At 56.4% G+C, this 15,642-nt stretch carries 12 protein-coding genes, 1 tRNA gene and 1 riboswitch; all 13 genes read left to right on the forward strand.

Translation table 11 applies throughout. From position 1 onward, the window contains the following. The coding region (locus HMPREF1985_RS11390) for a hypothetical protein (RefSeq protein WP_196805291.1) at positions 1 to 297 on the forward strand (297 nt) is incomplete at its 5' end. A gap of 166 nt (positions 298 to 463) precedes the next feature. Continuing rightward, positions 464 to 552, forward strand: a tRNA-Ser gene (locus HMPREF1985_RS00580). 462 nt (positions 553 to 1,014) lie between these two features. Beyond that, complete coding sequence (locus HMPREF1985_RS00585) at positions 1,015 to 2,562, forward strand: gluconokinase (RefSeq protein ID WP_021770461.1); 1,548 nt, start codon at positions 1,015 to 1,017, stop codon at positions 2,560 to 2,562. 15 nt (positions 2,563 to 2,577) lie between these two features. Further along, on the forward strand, positions 2,578 to 4,002 hold the full coding sequence (gene gndA / locus HMPREF1985_RS00590; protein WP_040636609.1) for an NADP-dependent phosphogluconate dehydrogenase: 1,425 nt from the start codon (positions 2,578 to 2,580) through the stop codon (positions 4,000 to 4,002). Positions 4,003 to 4,092: 90 nt separating this feature from the next. Further along, positions 4,093 to 5,412 carry a gluconate:H+ symporter gene (locus HMPREF1985_RS00595; RefSeq protein WP_021770463.1) on the forward strand — a complete coding sequence of 440 codons (1,320 nt, stop codon included), beginning with the start codon at positions 4,093 to 4,095 and terminating at the stop codon, positions 5,410 to 5,412. Positions 5,413 to 5,446: 34 nt separating this feature from the next. Beyond that, entirely contained in the window at positions 5,447 to 5,803 is a 357-nt protein-coding gene (locus tag HMPREF1985_RS00600; protein WP_040636713.1) for a PTS glucitol/sorbitol transporter subunit IIA, read from the forward strand. 199 nt (positions 5,804 to 6,002) lie between these two features. Continuing rightward, positions 6,003 to 6,854: a MurR/RpiR family transcriptional regulator gene (locus tag HMPREF1985_RS00605; RefSeq protein ID WP_021770465.1), complete on the forward strand. Its 852-nt coding sequence runs from the start codon at positions 6,003 to 6,005 to the stop codon at positions 6,852 to 6,854. Between the two features lie 385 nt (positions 6,855 to 7,239). Further along, a riboswitch (cobalamin riboswitch) is annotated at positions 7,240 to 7,444 on the forward strand. 165 nt (positions 7,445 to 7,609) lie between these two features. After that, a complete protein-coding gene (locus HMPREF1985_RS00610) occupies positions 7,610 to 9,586 on the forward strand; it encodes a TonB-dependent receptor plug domain-containing protein (protein ID WP_040636715.1) in 1,977 nt (658 codons plus the stop codon). Then, complete coding sequence (locus HMPREF1985_RS00615) at positions 9,570 to 10,568, forward strand: ABC transporter substrate-binding protein (RefSeq protein WP_021770469.1); 999 nt, start codon at positions 9,570 to 9,572, stop codon at positions 10,566 to 10,568. The genes HMPREF1985_RS00610 and HMPREF1985_RS00615 overlap by 17 nt, the downstream gene beginning before the upstream one ends. Before the next feature lie 36 nt (positions 10,569 to 10,604). Beyond that, on the forward strand, positions 10,605 to 11,651 hold the full coding sequence (locus HMPREF1985_RS00620) for a radical SAM/SPASM domain-containing protein (RefSeq protein ID WP_021770470.1): 1,047 nt from the start codon (positions 10,605 to 10,607) through the stop codon (positions 11,649 to 11,651). Further along, complete coding sequence (locus HMPREF1985_RS00625; protein ID WP_021770471.1) at positions 11,641 to 12,645, forward strand: ABC transporter substrate-binding protein; 1,005 nt, start codon at positions 11,641 to 11,643, stop codon at positions 12,643 to 12,645. The genes HMPREF1985_RS00620 and HMPREF1985_RS00625 overlap by 11 nt, the downstream gene beginning before the upstream one ends. A 34-nt stretch (positions 12,646 to 12,679) precedes the next feature. Beyond that, positions 12,680 to 14,593 carry a TonB-dependent receptor plug domain-containing protein gene (locus HMPREF1985_RS00630; protein ID WP_040636611.1) on the forward strand — a complete coding sequence of 638 codons (1,914 nt, stop codon included), beginning with the start codon at positions 12,680 to 12,682 and terminating at the stop codon, positions 14,591 to 14,593. Positions 14,594 to 14,617: 24 nt separating this feature from the next. Further along, positions 14,618 to 15,637: an ATP-binding protein gene (locus HMPREF1985_RS00635; RefSeq protein WP_021770473.1), complete on the forward strand. Its 1,020-nt coding sequence runs from the start codon at positions 14,618 to 14,620 to the stop codon at positions 15,635 to 15,637. Positions 15,638 to 15,642 lie beyond the last annotated feature (5 nt).

The following is a 15,642-nucleotide window of genomic DNA, read 5'->3' on the forward strand; positions in this document are numbered from 1 at the left end:
CACCTTGCGGATGGGAAAGGGAAATGCATCCATGAGCTGCTGCAAGAATTGTGCGGAGGAAAAGGTGTTCTGTTCCTCGAACGCGCCCAAGTAGCGCAGCCGCGTGTATTCGTCGATCGCGGTATACTGGCAAAGCCGCAGCCTGACCCAAAACACGACCAGCCCGTCATGGGGCCTTCGTCGGCGCATGTTTCGGATGAGCGCATCCTCGGCCTTTGTGTGCTGGTTTGGATGGTGGTGCGGACCTATTCTGTTCTTGAGAGGCCACTCCTTTGCTTTTTTGATTTTGTTCCTTAAAAGCATACCACAAGGTGCGACCTCTTTTCATGACGATTTTGTAACACATGTATTGTAAACCTACACAAAGCGGTATAGTTTGGCGGAAATAACGCTTTACAAAACGATTTTCTGTATGCTATACTAGGTACTGTTCTGAGCGCAGAGCTTGGATATTAAGACCAATGGAGAGGTGTCCGAGTGGTCGAAGGTGCTTGACTCGAAATCAAGTGTGGTGATGAGCCACCGTGGGTTCGAATCCCACCCTCTCTGCCAGTAAAATCAAGGCTTCCGGGGCTTTTGCCCGGAAGCCTTTTTCTGTTCCATAAAGGTTCTGAGCACGACGAAACGCGGTCCTAGAAGCAGCTTCTGGAATATGGCATCGAGCACTAGAAAACTCTACGGTGGACATCTGCGCGTTCTTCGTGGTTACGCGAGAGACGTTGTCGAAGTTTCGATACGCTGAAGAACGAAGAACGTGATCTTCGCAAGTGCCGGGACGAGGAGTCCCTCTATCTTCGTTTTATCCTTCATTTTATCGCAAGGGATTCTTGCTATCGATGTTACGTGTGCAAGTTCATCATGCCGTCTTTCGTGCCATTTCTAAAAATGATATATATATATCATTTTTAGAAATTATATATGATATATATCTTGCTTTTTAAAAGAAGACATGCTACAATGTAGAAAATTCATCCGATAGACGTTGTTCTTTGGTCATGGAAAGGTGGCGGCACGATGGGCATTGTGAAAGAACGGAGCATTTGGATCGGCGTGGATGTCGGGACAACGGGAGTCCGCGCAATCGCATACGAGGCGTCGGGGGTGAATCGAGCGACGTCGGAGGCATTCTATCCGCTGCGCACACCACACCCGGACTGGGCAGAGGAACGTCCGTCCGAAATCCTTGAGGCGACGGAACAGGTCGTGCGCGGAGTGGCGGATGCGCTGCGCTATCAGGGGCGGACGCCTTCGGGAATCGCGCTGAGCACGGTGATGCACAGTCTCATCCCGCTTGATGCGGAGAAGCAGCCGCTCACCGATATGCAGACATGGGCGGACAGCCGCAGTGCAGACATTGTGCGTACGTTGAAGGAGGAGGAGCCGGCACTCTGTCGCGCATTTTACGAGCGTACGGGCTGCCCCATGCACGCCTGCTATCCGCTCGCGAAGATCCTATGGCTGAAGCGGAATCGGCCTGCACTCTTCATGCGCATGAAGTTCGTCGGCTCGATCAAGGACCAGCTCTTCCATGCCTTTACGGGCGAGTTTCTCATCGATCGTTCGACGGCAAGCACGACAGCGCTCTACAACGCACATGGGCTTGCATGGGATGTGGAGATCCTGCACTTCATCGGGATTGCAGAGGATATGCTGCCGCCTGTCGTCTCGACGACGGAGACGCGCCCGATGGCGGCAGCAGCGGCAAAGCGCATGCACCTCACGGCAGGACTGCCCGTCGTCATCGGTGCGACAGACGGCGTGCTCGTCAACGTCGGGATCGGCGCGGTATCGGCGGGGCAGTTGAGTGCTACCATCGGCACGAGCGGCGCCGTGCGCATGCTCGTCGGTGAGCCACGCACGGATGAGGCGATGCGCACATGGTGCTACAACCTCGTGGACGGTCTGTGGGTCGCGGGCGGCGCGATCAACAATGGCGGCATGATTTTGCGCTGGATGCGCGATAACATCTGCCATTTCAGCAAGGAGCAGATGGCGACGCTGGATGTGGATGGATACGATCTCATGACGATGAAGGCGTCCAAGATCCCCGCAGGTTCGGACGGACTGATCCTCCTGCCGTTCTTTACCGGCGAGCGTGCGCCGTATTGGAATTCCGATCTGCGCGGACTTCTCTTCGGGCTGTCGCTGAATCACAGCCGTTCGCATATGATTCGCGCTGTCATGGAGGGCGTCTGCTACAGCATGTGCAGCGTCTTTGAAGCGTTGCGCGAGTTTGGCGAGGTACGCGACATCCGTGCGAGCGGCAGCTTCACGAAATCACCGCTTTGGATGCAGATTCTTGCGGACGTGCTCGGAGAGCCGCTCGTCCTGCCCGAAAACAGCGAGGGGGCGGCGTATGGTGCGGCGGTGCTGGGATTCATCTCGGGCGGCGAACTGGTGGGGATTTCGGATACGGCGAACCTCGTTCCCCCGAAGAAGATCTACGCGCCCGATCCGGCAAATACGAAGATTTATGCGCAGTTGGCAGACATCAGCGACAGGCTCTATCACAATCTGCAAAAGGAATTTGCAGAGATTGCGGCGTATCAGGCAGGACATTGAGAGAGGAAGATCATGATGGAAAACGGTTCGATGGATATCGGCGTCATCGGTATGGGCGTCATGGGGAGCAATCTCGCATTCAATATGGCGGAGCATGGCTTTCAAGTGGCTGGGTGGAACCGCACCAACGATATGACAGAGGCGGCGGAGAAACGCAATCCGCCGGCGAATTTTCACGCATTCTATGACTTGGAGAAGTTCATCGGCTCGCTCAAGAAGCCGCGCCGCGTATTCGTGATGATTGCGGCGGGGGCGCCCGTGGACTGGGCAATCGATACGCTCGTGCCGCTCCTCCATAAGGGCGACATCATCCTCGACGGCGGGAACTCATTCTACGGGGATACGCGCCGCCGCCATGACATGCTCGCGAAAAAGGGCATCTGCTACTTCGGCGTGGGTGTCTCGGGCGGTGAGAAAGGCGCACGAAAAGGACCTGCCATCATGCCGGGCGGCGACCGTGACGCTTACGAATCCGTGCGGCCCATCCTTGAAGGGATTGCGGCGCGCGCAGGTGGTGAGCCGTGCTGCACATACATCGGCGAGGACGGCGCGGGGCATTATGTCAAGATGGTGCACAACGGCATTGAGTATGCAGACATGCAGTTGATTGCGGAAACCTATCTCATCCTCAAGCATGTCGGCAGACTCTCGAACAAATGCATCAGTGAGATTTTTCACGAATGGAACGGTGGGGAGCTTCATAGTTACCTCATTGGCATCACGGCGGACATCTTTGCCGAAGAGGATGAAAAGACAGGAAAGGCATTTGTCGATATCATCGTCGATCGCGCCGGTCAGAAGGGGACGGGACGGTGGACAAGCATCGAAGCGCTCACGCGCGGTGTCGATCTCTCCATGATTTCGGCGGCGTGCAACGCGCGCGTGCTATCCAATCTCACAGAGGAGCGCGCCCACGCAGGCACCGTCATGGCAGCGCCTGCGGCATCCGAAGAGACGGTGGACGAAGACTTTATCGAGGCGGTGCGCCGCAGTCTCTATACGGCGAAGATCGTCGCTTACGCACAGGGATTCTCGCTCTATCGTGCGGCAAAGGAGGCGTTCGGCTGGTCGCTCGATTTCGGAAAGATTGCATCTATTTTCCGCGCAGGCTGCATCATTCAGGCGGACTTCCTGCAGCGCATTACGGACGCTTACGAGCGCGAACCGAATCTTAAGAATCTCATGTTCGATGCGTTCTTCCTTTCCTCCATCAATCGAAACGAGGGAAGCCTGCGCCGTATCGTGCAGCTCGGCGTGCAGCACGGGGTGCCCATTCCTGCCTTCTCCGCTGCCATGCAGTACATCGACGCTTTCCGCAGCCCACAGCTCGGGGCGAACCTCATTCAGGCGCAGCGCGACTACTTCGGGGCGCACACCTTCGAGCGCATGGATCAGGCGGGATCATTCCACCATACATGGCAGGAGCACTACGAAAAATAAAGGAATGCGGATAAATGACGGCGCTGAATATATCGATGTTTTTTTCAACATGTCCATGTGGATCGACTGTAATGAAAGGAGAGAAATTCTATGCCGCTGATTATTCTAGCTGTGGGTATCTTGCTGCTGTTCTTTCTCATCGTACGGGTGAAGCTGAACAGTTTCATCTCCTTGCTCATCGTTGCCGGGCTGATCGGCTACGCCGAGGGGCTGCCCGTCGGACAAATCATTCCCGTGATACAGAAAGGGCTGGGCGGGACGCTTGGCGGTCTTGCCATCGTCGTATCGTTCGGTGCGATCCTCGGCAAGCTGATGGCGGAGAGCGGCGGTGCGCAGCGCATCGCGATGACCCTCATCCACATGTTCGGACGCGAGAAGGTCAAGTGGGCAGTCTGCCTCACGGGCTTCATCGTCGGCATCGCACTCTTCTATGAGATCGGCTTCGTCCTGCTCATTCCGCTCGTCTTCACGATCGCGGCCTCAGCGAAGATTCGTCTCCTTGAGGTCGGCCTACCGATGGCGGCAGCACTCTCGGTCACGCATGGCTTCCTGCCGCCGCATCCCGGTCCCACGGCGATCTCCGTCATCTATAATGCGGACATCGGCCTGACCCTCGTCTATGGCGCCATCCTTGCCGTCCCGACGGCGATCGTCGCAGGACCGCTTTTCTACAACCTCGTCAAGGATCTCAATCCCGCGATTCCCGAGGGCCTTTACAATCCGAAGGTATTCACGGATGAGGAAATGCCGAGCTTCGGTGTCAGCGTATTTACTGCGCTCGTGCCGGTCGTCCTCATGGCGGCATCCGCCATCAGCAAACTCACGCTGGCACAGGATTCGCATCTGCGCGCCGTCCTCACTTTTCTCGGCTCGCCGGATATGGCACTCACGATTTCCATCTTCATCGCGTTCTATACGTTCGGAATCGCGCGCGGCAAGAGCATTTCCGAGATCATGAAGACCGCCGAGGCCGCGATTCTTGCAATCGCGATGATCCTCCTCATCGTGGGCGGCGGTGGCGCACTCAAGCAGATTCTCATCGACAGTGGCGTCGGCAACTATATTGGTGAAATGCTCATGAACTCCAATCTTTCGCCGCTCGTGCTTGCTTGGTCGATTGCGGCGGTTATCCGGATCGCCTGTGGCAGCGCGACCGTCGCGGCGCTCACGGCAGGCGGCATCGCGGCCCCCGTGGTCGCTTTGACGGGGGTCAGCCCCGAGCTCATGGTCATTGCGACGGGGTCGGGAAGCCTCATCATCTCGCCGCCGAACGATCCGGGTTTCTGGCTCTTCAAGGAGTTCTTTGGCCTCACGGTCAAAGAAACGGTTCGTACATGGTGCACGCTTGAGACCATCATCTCGGTCATGGGGCTCGCGGGTGTTCTGATTTTGGAAGCAATCCTTGCATGAAGACATCATGCGTTTGGAAACGGGGGAATCTGTGGTGAAATATGAAGTGACAGTGACAGCGATCGGGGACTTTGTGCTCCCTTTCATGCAGACGCGCGAATCGGTCATCCTCTTCAATAAGGATGTGCCGTACGAGTACGAGAACATGGTGGTCGCTCACACGAAAGCGGAATTGGCAGCGGATATCGTGCCTGGGGATACGGTATCTCTTGCGGATCGCAGCTATACGGTGACGGCAGTAGGCGATGAGGCGATGCAGACCCTGCGTGAGAACGGGCACTGCACCATCGTCTTTGCAGGCAAGGACACCGTCGAGCAGCCAGGGCAGATCATGGTGAAGGGCGATGGCATTCCGCGCTTTATGGTGGGCGATGTCATCCGCTTTACGTAAACATGGATTCCGAAAAGCCCGGAAAGCTTTGAGAAAAGGAATCCGTCCGAGATCCATTCGTGTTCTCCAAGCCGTCGGATCGGCGCGAAACTTATCCGTGCGTCCCGTAACACCTCCTGCAAGGATTTTGTGGGAGGTGTTTTTTACGATGATCTTTGCTATAATGTTAGGGACATAGCATCGGAGGGAGCGTGACAGGATGACGGCGGAGCATTTGCCGCTATTGGTGATGCGCGGCAGCTACGCGCATATGACGCGGACGGAGAAACGCATTGCAGACTATGTGTCCGCGAACATGGACACCGTGATGGAGCAGACGATTTCGGAGCTAGCGGCGGCGGTCGGCAGTTCTGAGATCACGATTTCACGCTTTTGCAAAAAACTTGGATTCAGCGGCTTGCAGAGCTTCAAGATCGCGCTCGCGGCGGAGCTTCATACACAGACGGATATGGTCTATCAGGACATCGATGCGGCGGACACGAGTGAGATCGTCGTACAGAAGGTCTTTCACAACATTGCCGACGGTCTTTCCGACACGCTGAAACTGCTCGACTATGCGGCACTCGAGCGTGCGGCCAACCTTCTCCGTGCGGCACGGCACATTGCCGTCTATGGATTCGGCAACTCCGCGACGGTCTGTCGCGATATCGAGACGCGCTTTTTGCGCTTCGGCATGGTCGTACAGGCATACAGCGACGCCCATCAGCAAGCGACATCGGCTGCGCTCCTCACGGCAAAGGATGCCGTCATCGCGGTCTCGCATACCGGGGCGACACTGGAGCTTCTCGATACGGTGCGCACGGCGCGTCAGGCGGGCGCTGCCGTCATCGTCATTACGAGCCATGCGCGCTCGCCGCTCGCAAAACTCGGCGATGTCGTGCTGCACGGCATGGGACGCGAAGTACATTACAGTTCCGAAGCGGTCTCCTCGCGCCTCATCCATATGGCGATTACCGACGCACTCTACGTGCTCGTGGCGATGCGAATGCCAAAGGAATACCGCTGCAATCTCCAGAAGATGCGAACGGTGATCGCAAAGAAGCGCTTGTAGGGACTGTTTCAAAGCGTTGCAATACAGGCGTCTTTGGGGACGGGCGTGCCCAAAACGAAAATCGCCCAAACCCTTGGCATCGCCCGCTTTACGTCTTATGCGAAGTTGAAACGCGGTACGATATTCAGGCAATGGTCTGATTTGATATGGCGTTCAGCCCATGATTTTGATCGCGTTTCTATGCTTGACATAAGAGAGGATTAATGCTATTCTTTTATCGAAAATTTAGGAAGCACTGACAAAATGCAGTCTATTGGATTCGTGCAAGTTTTTGACCGGTCCAGGAGATCACCTAGAGGCATAACAGGGCTATGCAGAGGGTGTATCGTACCGAGAGGGCAGAAAAGAGGCACTATGATGGCGGCGCTGCGTTTATCCGTGCTTTCGCTATATCGTTGGATCAGGTGTCGCAAGACGTAATAGGGAATCCGGAGAGAGCCGGAGCGGTCCCGCCACTGTAACAGCGAGCAACCCTGCAATAAGGGATCACGTTGCACGTGATTCCTCAGTCACTGGGGCGAATGCCTTGGGAAGGCGCAGGGAAACGATGAACTGGAGCCAGGAGAACTGCCTGATGGACAATCGCCATTTGACCTGCGAGTGATGGGAAGGGGATTATGGAAGCGCTGATTGGCGTTTCTTCGGCTGCATGAACGCAATCCTCCCGGCGAAATGGCCGGGATTTTTTTGCGCCGTCCTTATGCACCCTTTCTGCTTGGCAGGAAGGGCGCTTTATTTTGGGAAGGGTGATGCAGATGAAGGGGAAGAGACATCTGACGTGGGCTGTGCTTGCAGCGATTGCGGGCATGGGCTTTGCGGGTGAGGCGTATGCGGCGGACAGCGTGGCAGCGGAAAAGGCAGCAGCGAAAACGGCGCAAGCGCAGGAGCAAAATGTGGAAACGGAAAGCGGTGACCATGATTTGCCCGATACGCTCGTGACGGCGCAGCGCAGGCGGAAGAGCGACCTTGACACGCCAGCGACGACGACGATCATCACCGCGAAGGACATCGAAAAGGCAGGCTACCGCAACGCATTTGAAGCGATTGACCAGCAGATCGGCTCGACGAGCACGTCCTATGGCGAGGCGGGGCAGGATTTCGGCTTCAGCGCCGGGCGCATCACATTGCGCGGTTACGACAGGGGCACGCTCGTCATGGTCAACGGCGTGCCGATGAATCTCAAGAACTATCCGAGTACGGAAAATATACCCGCCGCGATGATCGACCGCATCGAGATCGTCAAGGGCGCGGCGTCGACGCTCTATGGCAGCGAGGCGATGGGAGGCGTCATCAACATTATTTTGAAGAAACCGAAGGCGGGTGAGGAAGCTGTCAAGGCGAGTGTGACGGCGGGGAACTACTTTAAGAAGACAGAAGTATTTTTCCAAGGGGACCGTTTCATGCTCGATGTGAGCAGGGAGTGGTCAAAGGATATCTCGCATTCCAATGCGTTCGGTCTGGATAAGGTTTCATGGATCGATTGGTGGGTCGGCAAGGGACAGAAGAATCGATTCGGGGCAAGTGTTGCGCTCACGGATGAGCTGTCCTTGAATTATAATTATATGGAAGGCAATATTACGCGTGGTGGCATCAAGTACAAAAAGACCGGGAATCATCTTGTGAAGACGGCGACAAAATATGACTATCGCTTCGAAGATTATCGGCATACGGCGAATCTCGTTTATCAGGGCAAGAAAAACGGCATCCATGCAGTCCTTGGCTATAACTATCGCAAGGTTGACGGCTATGATTATGTCGAGCGTGCAAAGGTTGATTCCAATGCTGTGCTGGACGGTGAGATCTTCGATGTGCAGAAAACTTGGAAGATGGGAGCCGATTCCTTGATTTTGGGGTATTCCTATAAGCGCGAGGCCGTAGATCTCACCAAGAAAAAGGAGAGTGCGACGCGCACGGGCAATGCCCTTTACGCTTCCTACAGCAGACAGTTCACGCCGCGTTTTAACTTCACGCTCGGCCTGCGCGGCGAGTGGATCAACGATCCCGAAAAGGATCAAAGCGTTTTTATGCCGCAGTTCCAGACAGACTACAAGCTTGACAAGGATACGGCTTGGTATATCAATGTCGGCAAAGCGTTTCAGATGCCTGCCGTGGATGACATGTTCCGTTACAGGAATATGAATCCGCAAGGATTGAAGCCGGAAAACGGTTGGACGTACGAGACAGGCATCAAGCATCGCCATGGCAACGATACATGGAAAGCGGCTGTCTATCACATGGATATGAAAAACAAACTCGGCTGGGCGCAGGATGCGGTGACGCACGAATACTACGCAACCAATAAAGGAAATTTCCGCAATACGGGATTTGAAGCGGAATACATGAAGCGCTTTAACGATACGTGGAGCGTCACGGTTGGAGCGGGCTATTCCAATCCCCAAGTGCAGGATCCTAGCGGCAGGAAGCGGGATTGGGTGCAGGATGCGGGACGCATCGAGGGCCTTGTCCGCATCGATTATCAAAAGGACAAATGGCAGGGCAATCTGAATCTCAAGTACCTTGGCGATCGTGAGTATTACAAACCGTCGTCTGGAACCGCGCAGGATATACCCGACAAACTGCAGCTCAATCTGAATCTCATCTATACGGCGGGCAAGAACGACACCGTGACACTCGGCGTTTACAACCTGTTGGACAGGGAAAACTACTCGAACCGCTACGGCAACCTCGATCTGCCGCTGAACTTCCGCCTGACCTATGCGCATGCATTCTGACGCAGTGCGGTGCAGCGGCGCGCTGACACTGCTTCTTGCCGCCGTGTTTCTCCTATGCGCCTGTGCGCGAGGAGGAACGGCGACAGAGGGGGAAGAAGGCGAGTTTTTCCGCGGCATCGATGATATGGGGACGGAGATCGTGCTGCATGAGAAACCGCAGCGCATCGTGTCGCTCAATCTCGGCACGGATGAAATCCTGCTCGCGCTCGCGCCGCCCGAACAAATTGCGGCGCTTTCCTCCTATGTGGACGATGCAGGGCTTTCGTGCATGGCAGAGGCGGCGAAAGCCGTACCCGTCAAGCTGCACGATAAGAACCCCGAACGCGTGCTCGCACAGCATCCCGACCTTGTGCTCACGACGGACAGCGTGCCGAAGGAGTTCGTGGCGAGCATGCGCGATCTTGGCCTGACGGTCTTTGTTTCCCAAACGCCAAAGCGCATCGAGGCCGTCTTTCCGCGCATCGAGTCCATCGGCAAGGTGATCGGCAGGGAAAAGGAAGCGGCGGCCTTGAATGGAAGGCTGCATGAGCGCTTGGCGGATGTGACGCGGCGCACGAAAGACATTCCCGAAGACGAGAGGCCGATCGTCGTCGCCTTCGCCTTTAGCGGCGTCTTCGGGCGGCGCGACGATCTCTTCGACGATATGTGCCGCCATGCCGCGCTCAGAAACGGCGCGGCGATGGCGGGGCTCACGAAGGACAACAGCATCTCCATGGAGCAGGTCGTCGCGCTCGATCCCGACGTGTTCCTGTTGCCGTCGTGGAGCGCCGAAGGGGAAAAGACGGAAGATTTCCGCGAGAAGCTGCGCAATGACCCGTTGTTCAAGCAGGTAAAGGCGGTGCGTGAGAACCGCCTCTACTGCGTGCCCGATACGTATCGCTACAGCGCTTCGCAAAATGCCGTCGAGGCCGTTTATGTGCTGGCAAAGACCGTCTATCCCGAGCGTTTTGCCGATGAAGACGGCGCGCGTGCAGGAAATTGATGCTTGATGTGCAAACGTGCCGGAAAGGGGTGAGCGATGGGGCTGAAGATGCTGGTGCTGAGCCTGACGGGAGACTGCAACCTCGCTTGTCGCTATTGCTATGCAGGTGGTCAGGTGAGACGCGCGATGGCATGGGAAACGGCGCGGCGGGCTGTCGATCTGTCTGCCACCGGCGGAGAGCCGTTTCTACTGCAGTTTTCGGGCGGCGAGCCTTTGCTTGCATTGCCGCTCCTTGCGCATATCGCCGCCTATGTGCGCGAGCATCGCATCGAGGCGCGCATGGCTGTTCAGACGAACGGCACGTTGCTGACGGAAGAGGCGGTGAACATCCTATGCGATTCCAATATTGGCATTGGCGTGAGCCTCGACGGCAGACCTGCGCTGCATGATCGCCAAAGGCAATATTCGGACGGCAGAGGTTCTGCCGCTGACGTGGCGGCGGGCATCGAGCGGCTTGCGCGTCGCGGCGTCGGCATCGGACTGACGTGCGTTGTGACGGCGGAGAATGTCCATCGCCTGACCGATGTCGTCGATATGGCGTATTACTTCGGCAACGTACATCGCGTCGGTTTCGACCTCCTGCGTGCGCAGGGACGCGGCATGAACGCTGCTTTGCCGCGAGAAAGCGATATGGCGGCGGCGATGCGCGAAGTTTTCGCTCGGCGCGATGCGCTTTATCGCTTGACGGGACGCCGCCTCGCCATATCGCAGGAAGAGCAGGCGAGAGACATCGCAGGGTGCGGCGGGAGAAACTTTTCCCACTGCCATGCGATGAACGGCGAAGGCATCCACGTCGACGTCGATGGCGGCATCTACGCTTGCTCCTCTTTCGTTGGCGATGAACGCTTCTTTCTAGGCGTTGTTATGCAGGGCGTGAATTTGCGTCGTCAGCAGGAAGTATCTGCCAAGATGCAGCGGAGTATGGATTTTTGCCGGCGATGCCCCGATTTTGCCGCCTGCGGAGGCGGCTGCTTCGCACGCTGGCTGGGAATGGAACAAGAAGAGCCGTGCGCGGCGGAATGTGCGTTGAAGAGGGCTGCAGTATCGGCAGTTTTCGGAAAGGAAGGGTACCGTGCGGAGTAAGGTCTTCATGCAATCGTTGCTCGTCGTCGTCGTTTCGCTGCTTTTTCTGACAGCATCATGCGGCGGGAAGAATGCGGAGGAGCAGTCTGCAAACTCTCCGACATCGTATTCGGTGACGGACATCACGGGGCGCACGATACAGTTCGACGCCCCGCCGCAGCGCATCGTCACTTTGTCAGCGACATTGGATCAGATCGTTCTCAGCGTCGTGCCGCCCGAAAGGCTTGTCGCCGTTCATTCGAGCATGAAGGAACCCGTCAATTCCAATATGGTGGATCTCGCTTCGCAAATACCGGAGACGATACACCAGCCGAGCGTGGAATACATCGTTTCCCTTCATCCCGATGTGGTTCTTGTTGCGGATTGGGAGTATCTGGAGCTTGCCGACCCGCTGCGCGACGCAGGACTCAAGGTCGTCATCGGCAGGGGACCGCATGATCTTGCGGAGGTCAAGGATCTCGTCGCGCTTGCGACGGAAACGATCGGGGAGAAGCGAAGAGGTGAGATCCTGCTCGAGAAGATGGATGAAAAGCTGGCGGAGATCCAGGCGAAGGTGGATGCCATTCCGCAGGAGGAGAGGAAGAGCGTCGTGTTCCTTTCGCTCATGCCCGCATACGGAGGCAAGGGCTCTAGCTTCGACGATGCCTGCCACTATGCGGGCGTCATCAACGGCGTTTCCGCTTACGGACTGCGCAATGGGCAGAAAGTGACGAAGGAGGTGATTCTATCGATCAATCCCGACATATTGTTTTTGCCGGATTATCCATGGAAAGGGCAGGCATGGCTCGACGAGTTCATTCGCAGCTATACGGAAGATCCGGCGCTTCAGACGCTCAAGGCGATCCGAAATCATAGTCTCGTGAAGCCTCGCTCGTCTTTTATCTACAACTGCTCGCAGGATTTTGTCTACGGCGTGCAGGAAATCGCCTACAGGGTCTACGGCGACGCGTTTTATCTGCCTGACGATGCGCATATTTCAGCGGTTGATGAGTGAAGAAATCATTGGTTTTTAAAGGAGATTCGGGAAAATGAAAAGAACGTGTTCGAATCAAAAATTAATTCATGCCGTTTTGGCAGGGGTTGCCTTTTCCTTTATGTCTGTGGGTGGAGGACATGCATTCGCCGCTCCATCTGATGAGGCGGACAAGGCAACGCAGGAGCATGTGCTGGATGAAACCGTCATTACGGCGACGCGCACGCCCGTAGAGGATCGGAAGGCGAACGCGAATGTCACGGTGATTACGGGAAAGGATTTGGAACGGCGGCATTATACGGATCTCAAACAGGTCTTGCGCGATGTTCCCGGCGTGATTGTCAATCAGTACGCACCGGCGGGATACAACAACACCGACGCCATCTATATCAACGGCTCAAGTGACGTTGTAATCCTCGTCGATGGCGTCAGGCAGAATTATGCAGGAGGGTCGGCGGCATCTTTGGCCGCAACGATGAAAGATCTCAGCGGCATTGAGCGCATCGAGGTGCTGCACGGTTCGGCTTCCACGCTTTACGGCTCGGACGCAAAGGGCGGTGTCATCAACATCATCACGAAGAAGATCAAGGGACAAAAAACGACGCTTGAGGCCGCCTACGGCAGTTTCGGCAGACAGCTTTACAGCGTGGCTCACGAGGATTCGGCAGACGGATGGGACTGGCGCATGAAGTACCAAAAGGATAAGAGCGGCGACTTCAAGGATGGCAATGGCGAGACGACGCCATCCGAACTCGATGCCAATTCGATCCATTTTCATTTGGGCAGACAACTGGACAAGTCTTCATACGTTGCATTCAATCTGCATTCTTATCGGGACAACGATCGCTACCAGGCACTCTATGAGAAGAAGAATGGGCTGCAGCCGAAAGCCGGTGACTACGATTATGCAGCGGGCAATATGATTTGGAATTGGACGATCGATGATACGGCGAAGAACCAGATGGTTTTGGCACGCAGCAAGTATGATTATACAGCAGGCGGCTACGGGCTTAAAGTTTGGAGCTGGAAGTTCAGCGATCAGTTTGATAAAAAGATCGACGACCATCTTCTGACGGCTGGATTTGAGTTTACGAAGGATAGGACGGATGGCACGCAGTTGACGAATCGAGATCTCCTGAACCGTTCCTTCTATCTGCAGGATCAATGGAGCATCGTGCCTGAACTCAAGCTTATTGCAGGCGTCCGCTACGACAGCAATTCCGCCTTTGGCAGCCACACGAGCCCGAGCGTCAGCCTCGGCTACGATATCACGCCGAAGACTCACGCGTATGTCTCTTATAGCGAATATTTCTTGACGCCGACGCCCAGCAATCTTTACAGCAGCTGGTACGGCAATCCGAACCTCAAGCCGGAGACGGGCGATACGAGAGAGGTCGGAATCACGCATGATTTCGGCTCGGGATTCGACCTTGCAGCGCATTACTTCAAGCGCAGTTCAGAAAATCGGATCGGCTACAGCTTCGTGACGGGCAGGTATGCGAATGTCGGCGATGAGAAGGCGCATGGCTGGGACGTGCAGCTCGCCAAGCGCTTTGACTCGCATGTGCGCGCGCACGTCGGCTATACGCATACGAATGTCGGCAAGACGGATCAGCGTGCGGCAAATATCGATGGCTACATTCCGAAGGGGCAGGTCACGCTCGGCGTGGATTACAAGAATCGTCAATTCGATGCTTCCTTGCTGGCACGCGGCATGATCGACCGACCGGGACCGCAGGCTGCCGATGTCCTGGGCAATTTCTTCCCGGAAGATTCCTACTGGGTTTTTGACCTCGCGTTGAATTACAAGGTCGCTGCGCAGACGAAGGTATACCTCAAGGTAAACAACCTTTTTGACCAGTTCTATGCCGAACAGTCCAATGCACGAGGCAATTGGGGAGGAAATCCTGATGAATGGTGGTGCGCTCCGGGACGCAGCTTCCTCGTGGGTGTGGAGCACAGCTTCTGAGATTGCGACGAAGGAACAGAATTCATGGTGAAAAAGACATACCCCTTTTCTGCCATCGTGGGGCAGGAAGAGATGAAGAAGGCGCTTTTGCTCAATATCGTCATGCCGTCCTTGGGCGGCGTGCTGATCCAGGGCGAGAAGGGGACGGCGAAATCGACCACCGTGCGCGCCGCTGCCGAGCTGCTGCCCGCCATGCGGGCAGTGGCAGGCTGTGCGTGCCGCTGTGACCCTGCGGCGCCAGAGTTTTTTTGCGACGATTGCCGCAGGAAGGCTGCAGCGGGCGCACGCATGGAGGAGGAGAGCGTCCCCATGCGCGTCGTGGAGCTCCCCGTCAGTGCGACGGAGGATCGCGTCGTGGGCACGCTCGATATCGAGGCGGCGATCCGGCATGGCAGAAAGGAGTTTGAGGCGGGCATTCTCGCGGAGGCGAACCGCAGCATTCTCTATGTCGATGAAATCAATTTGCTCGACGATCACATCGTCGACATCCTGCTCGATTCGGCAGCGATGGGCGTCAATACAGTGGAGCGAGAGGGCATTTCCTATGCGCATCCGGCGCGTTTCGTGCTCGTGGGCACGATGAATCCCGAGGAGGGCGACATACGCCCGCAGCTGCTCGACCGGTTCGCCCTTTCGGTGACGGTGACGGGCGAGCGCGAGGCGAAGGATCGCATCGAGGTGGTGAAGAGGCGCATCGCTTATGAGCAGGATGCGGAGGACTTTGCAGCGTCCTACGAGGAGCAGCAGGAGGCATTGCGCGAGCGAATCGAAAGGGCGCGCTCTCTCCTCAAAAGTGTCGCTGTGGCAGATAGAATACTGGAAAAGGCGGCGCACATCTCGCTCGCGCTCGGCGTCGATGGGCATCGCGCCGACATTACGCTCATCAAGGCGGCGATGGCGAATGCCGCCTTCTCGGGGCGCACGGAGGTCGCAAAGGAAGATATGAAGGCCGTCAGCCGCCTCGTGCTCGCGCATCGCCTACGCCGCCGCCCCTTCGAGGAGGGCGAGGTCGACTGGTCTGCCGTGGATGATGTACTGGCTTGAGGAGA

Origin of the sequence: Mitsuokella sp. oral taxon 131 str. W9106, assembly GCF_000469545.1 — a bacterium.
Taxonomy (GTDB): Bacteria; Bacillota; Negativicutes; order Selenomonadales; family Selenomonadaceae; genus AWVT01.

Coding starts and splice junctions, on each gene's coding strand:
- HMPREF1985_RS00585 (WP_021770461.1), top strand. CDS start 1,015: ATGGGCATTGTGAAAGAACGGAGCATTTGGATCGGCGTGGATGTCGGG.
- gndA (WP_040636609.1), top strand. CDS start 2,578: ATGGAAAACGGTTCGATGGATATCGGCGTCATCGGTATGGGCGTCATG.
- HMPREF1985_RS00595 (WP_021770463.1), top strand. CDS start 4,093: ATGCCGCTGATTATTCTAGCTGTGGGTATCTTGCTGCTGTTCTTTCTC.
- HMPREF1985_RS00605 (WP_021770465.1), top strand. CDS start 6,003: ATGACGGCGGAGCATTTGCCGCTATTGGTGATGCGCGGCAGCTACGCG.
- HMPREF1985_RS00610 (WP_040636715.1), top strand. CDS start 7,610: ATGAAGGGGAAGAGACATCTGACGTGGGCTGTGCTTGCAGCGATTGCG.
- HMPREF1985_RS00615 (WP_021770469.1), top strand. CDS start 9,570: ATGCGCATGCATTCTGACGCAGTGCGGTGCAGCGGCGCGCTGACACTG.
- HMPREF1985_RS00620 (WP_021770470.1), top strand. CDS start 10,605: ATGGGGCTGAAGATGCTGGTGCTGAGCCTGACGGGAGACTGCAACCTC.
- HMPREF1985_RS00630 (WP_040636611.1), top strand. CDS start 12,680: ATGAAAAGAACGTGTTCGAATCAAAAATTAATTCATGCCGTTTTGGCA.
- HMPREF1985_RS00635 (WP_021770473.1), top strand. CDS start 14,618: ATGGTGAAAAAGACATACCCCTTTTCTGCCATCGTGGGGCAGGAAGAG.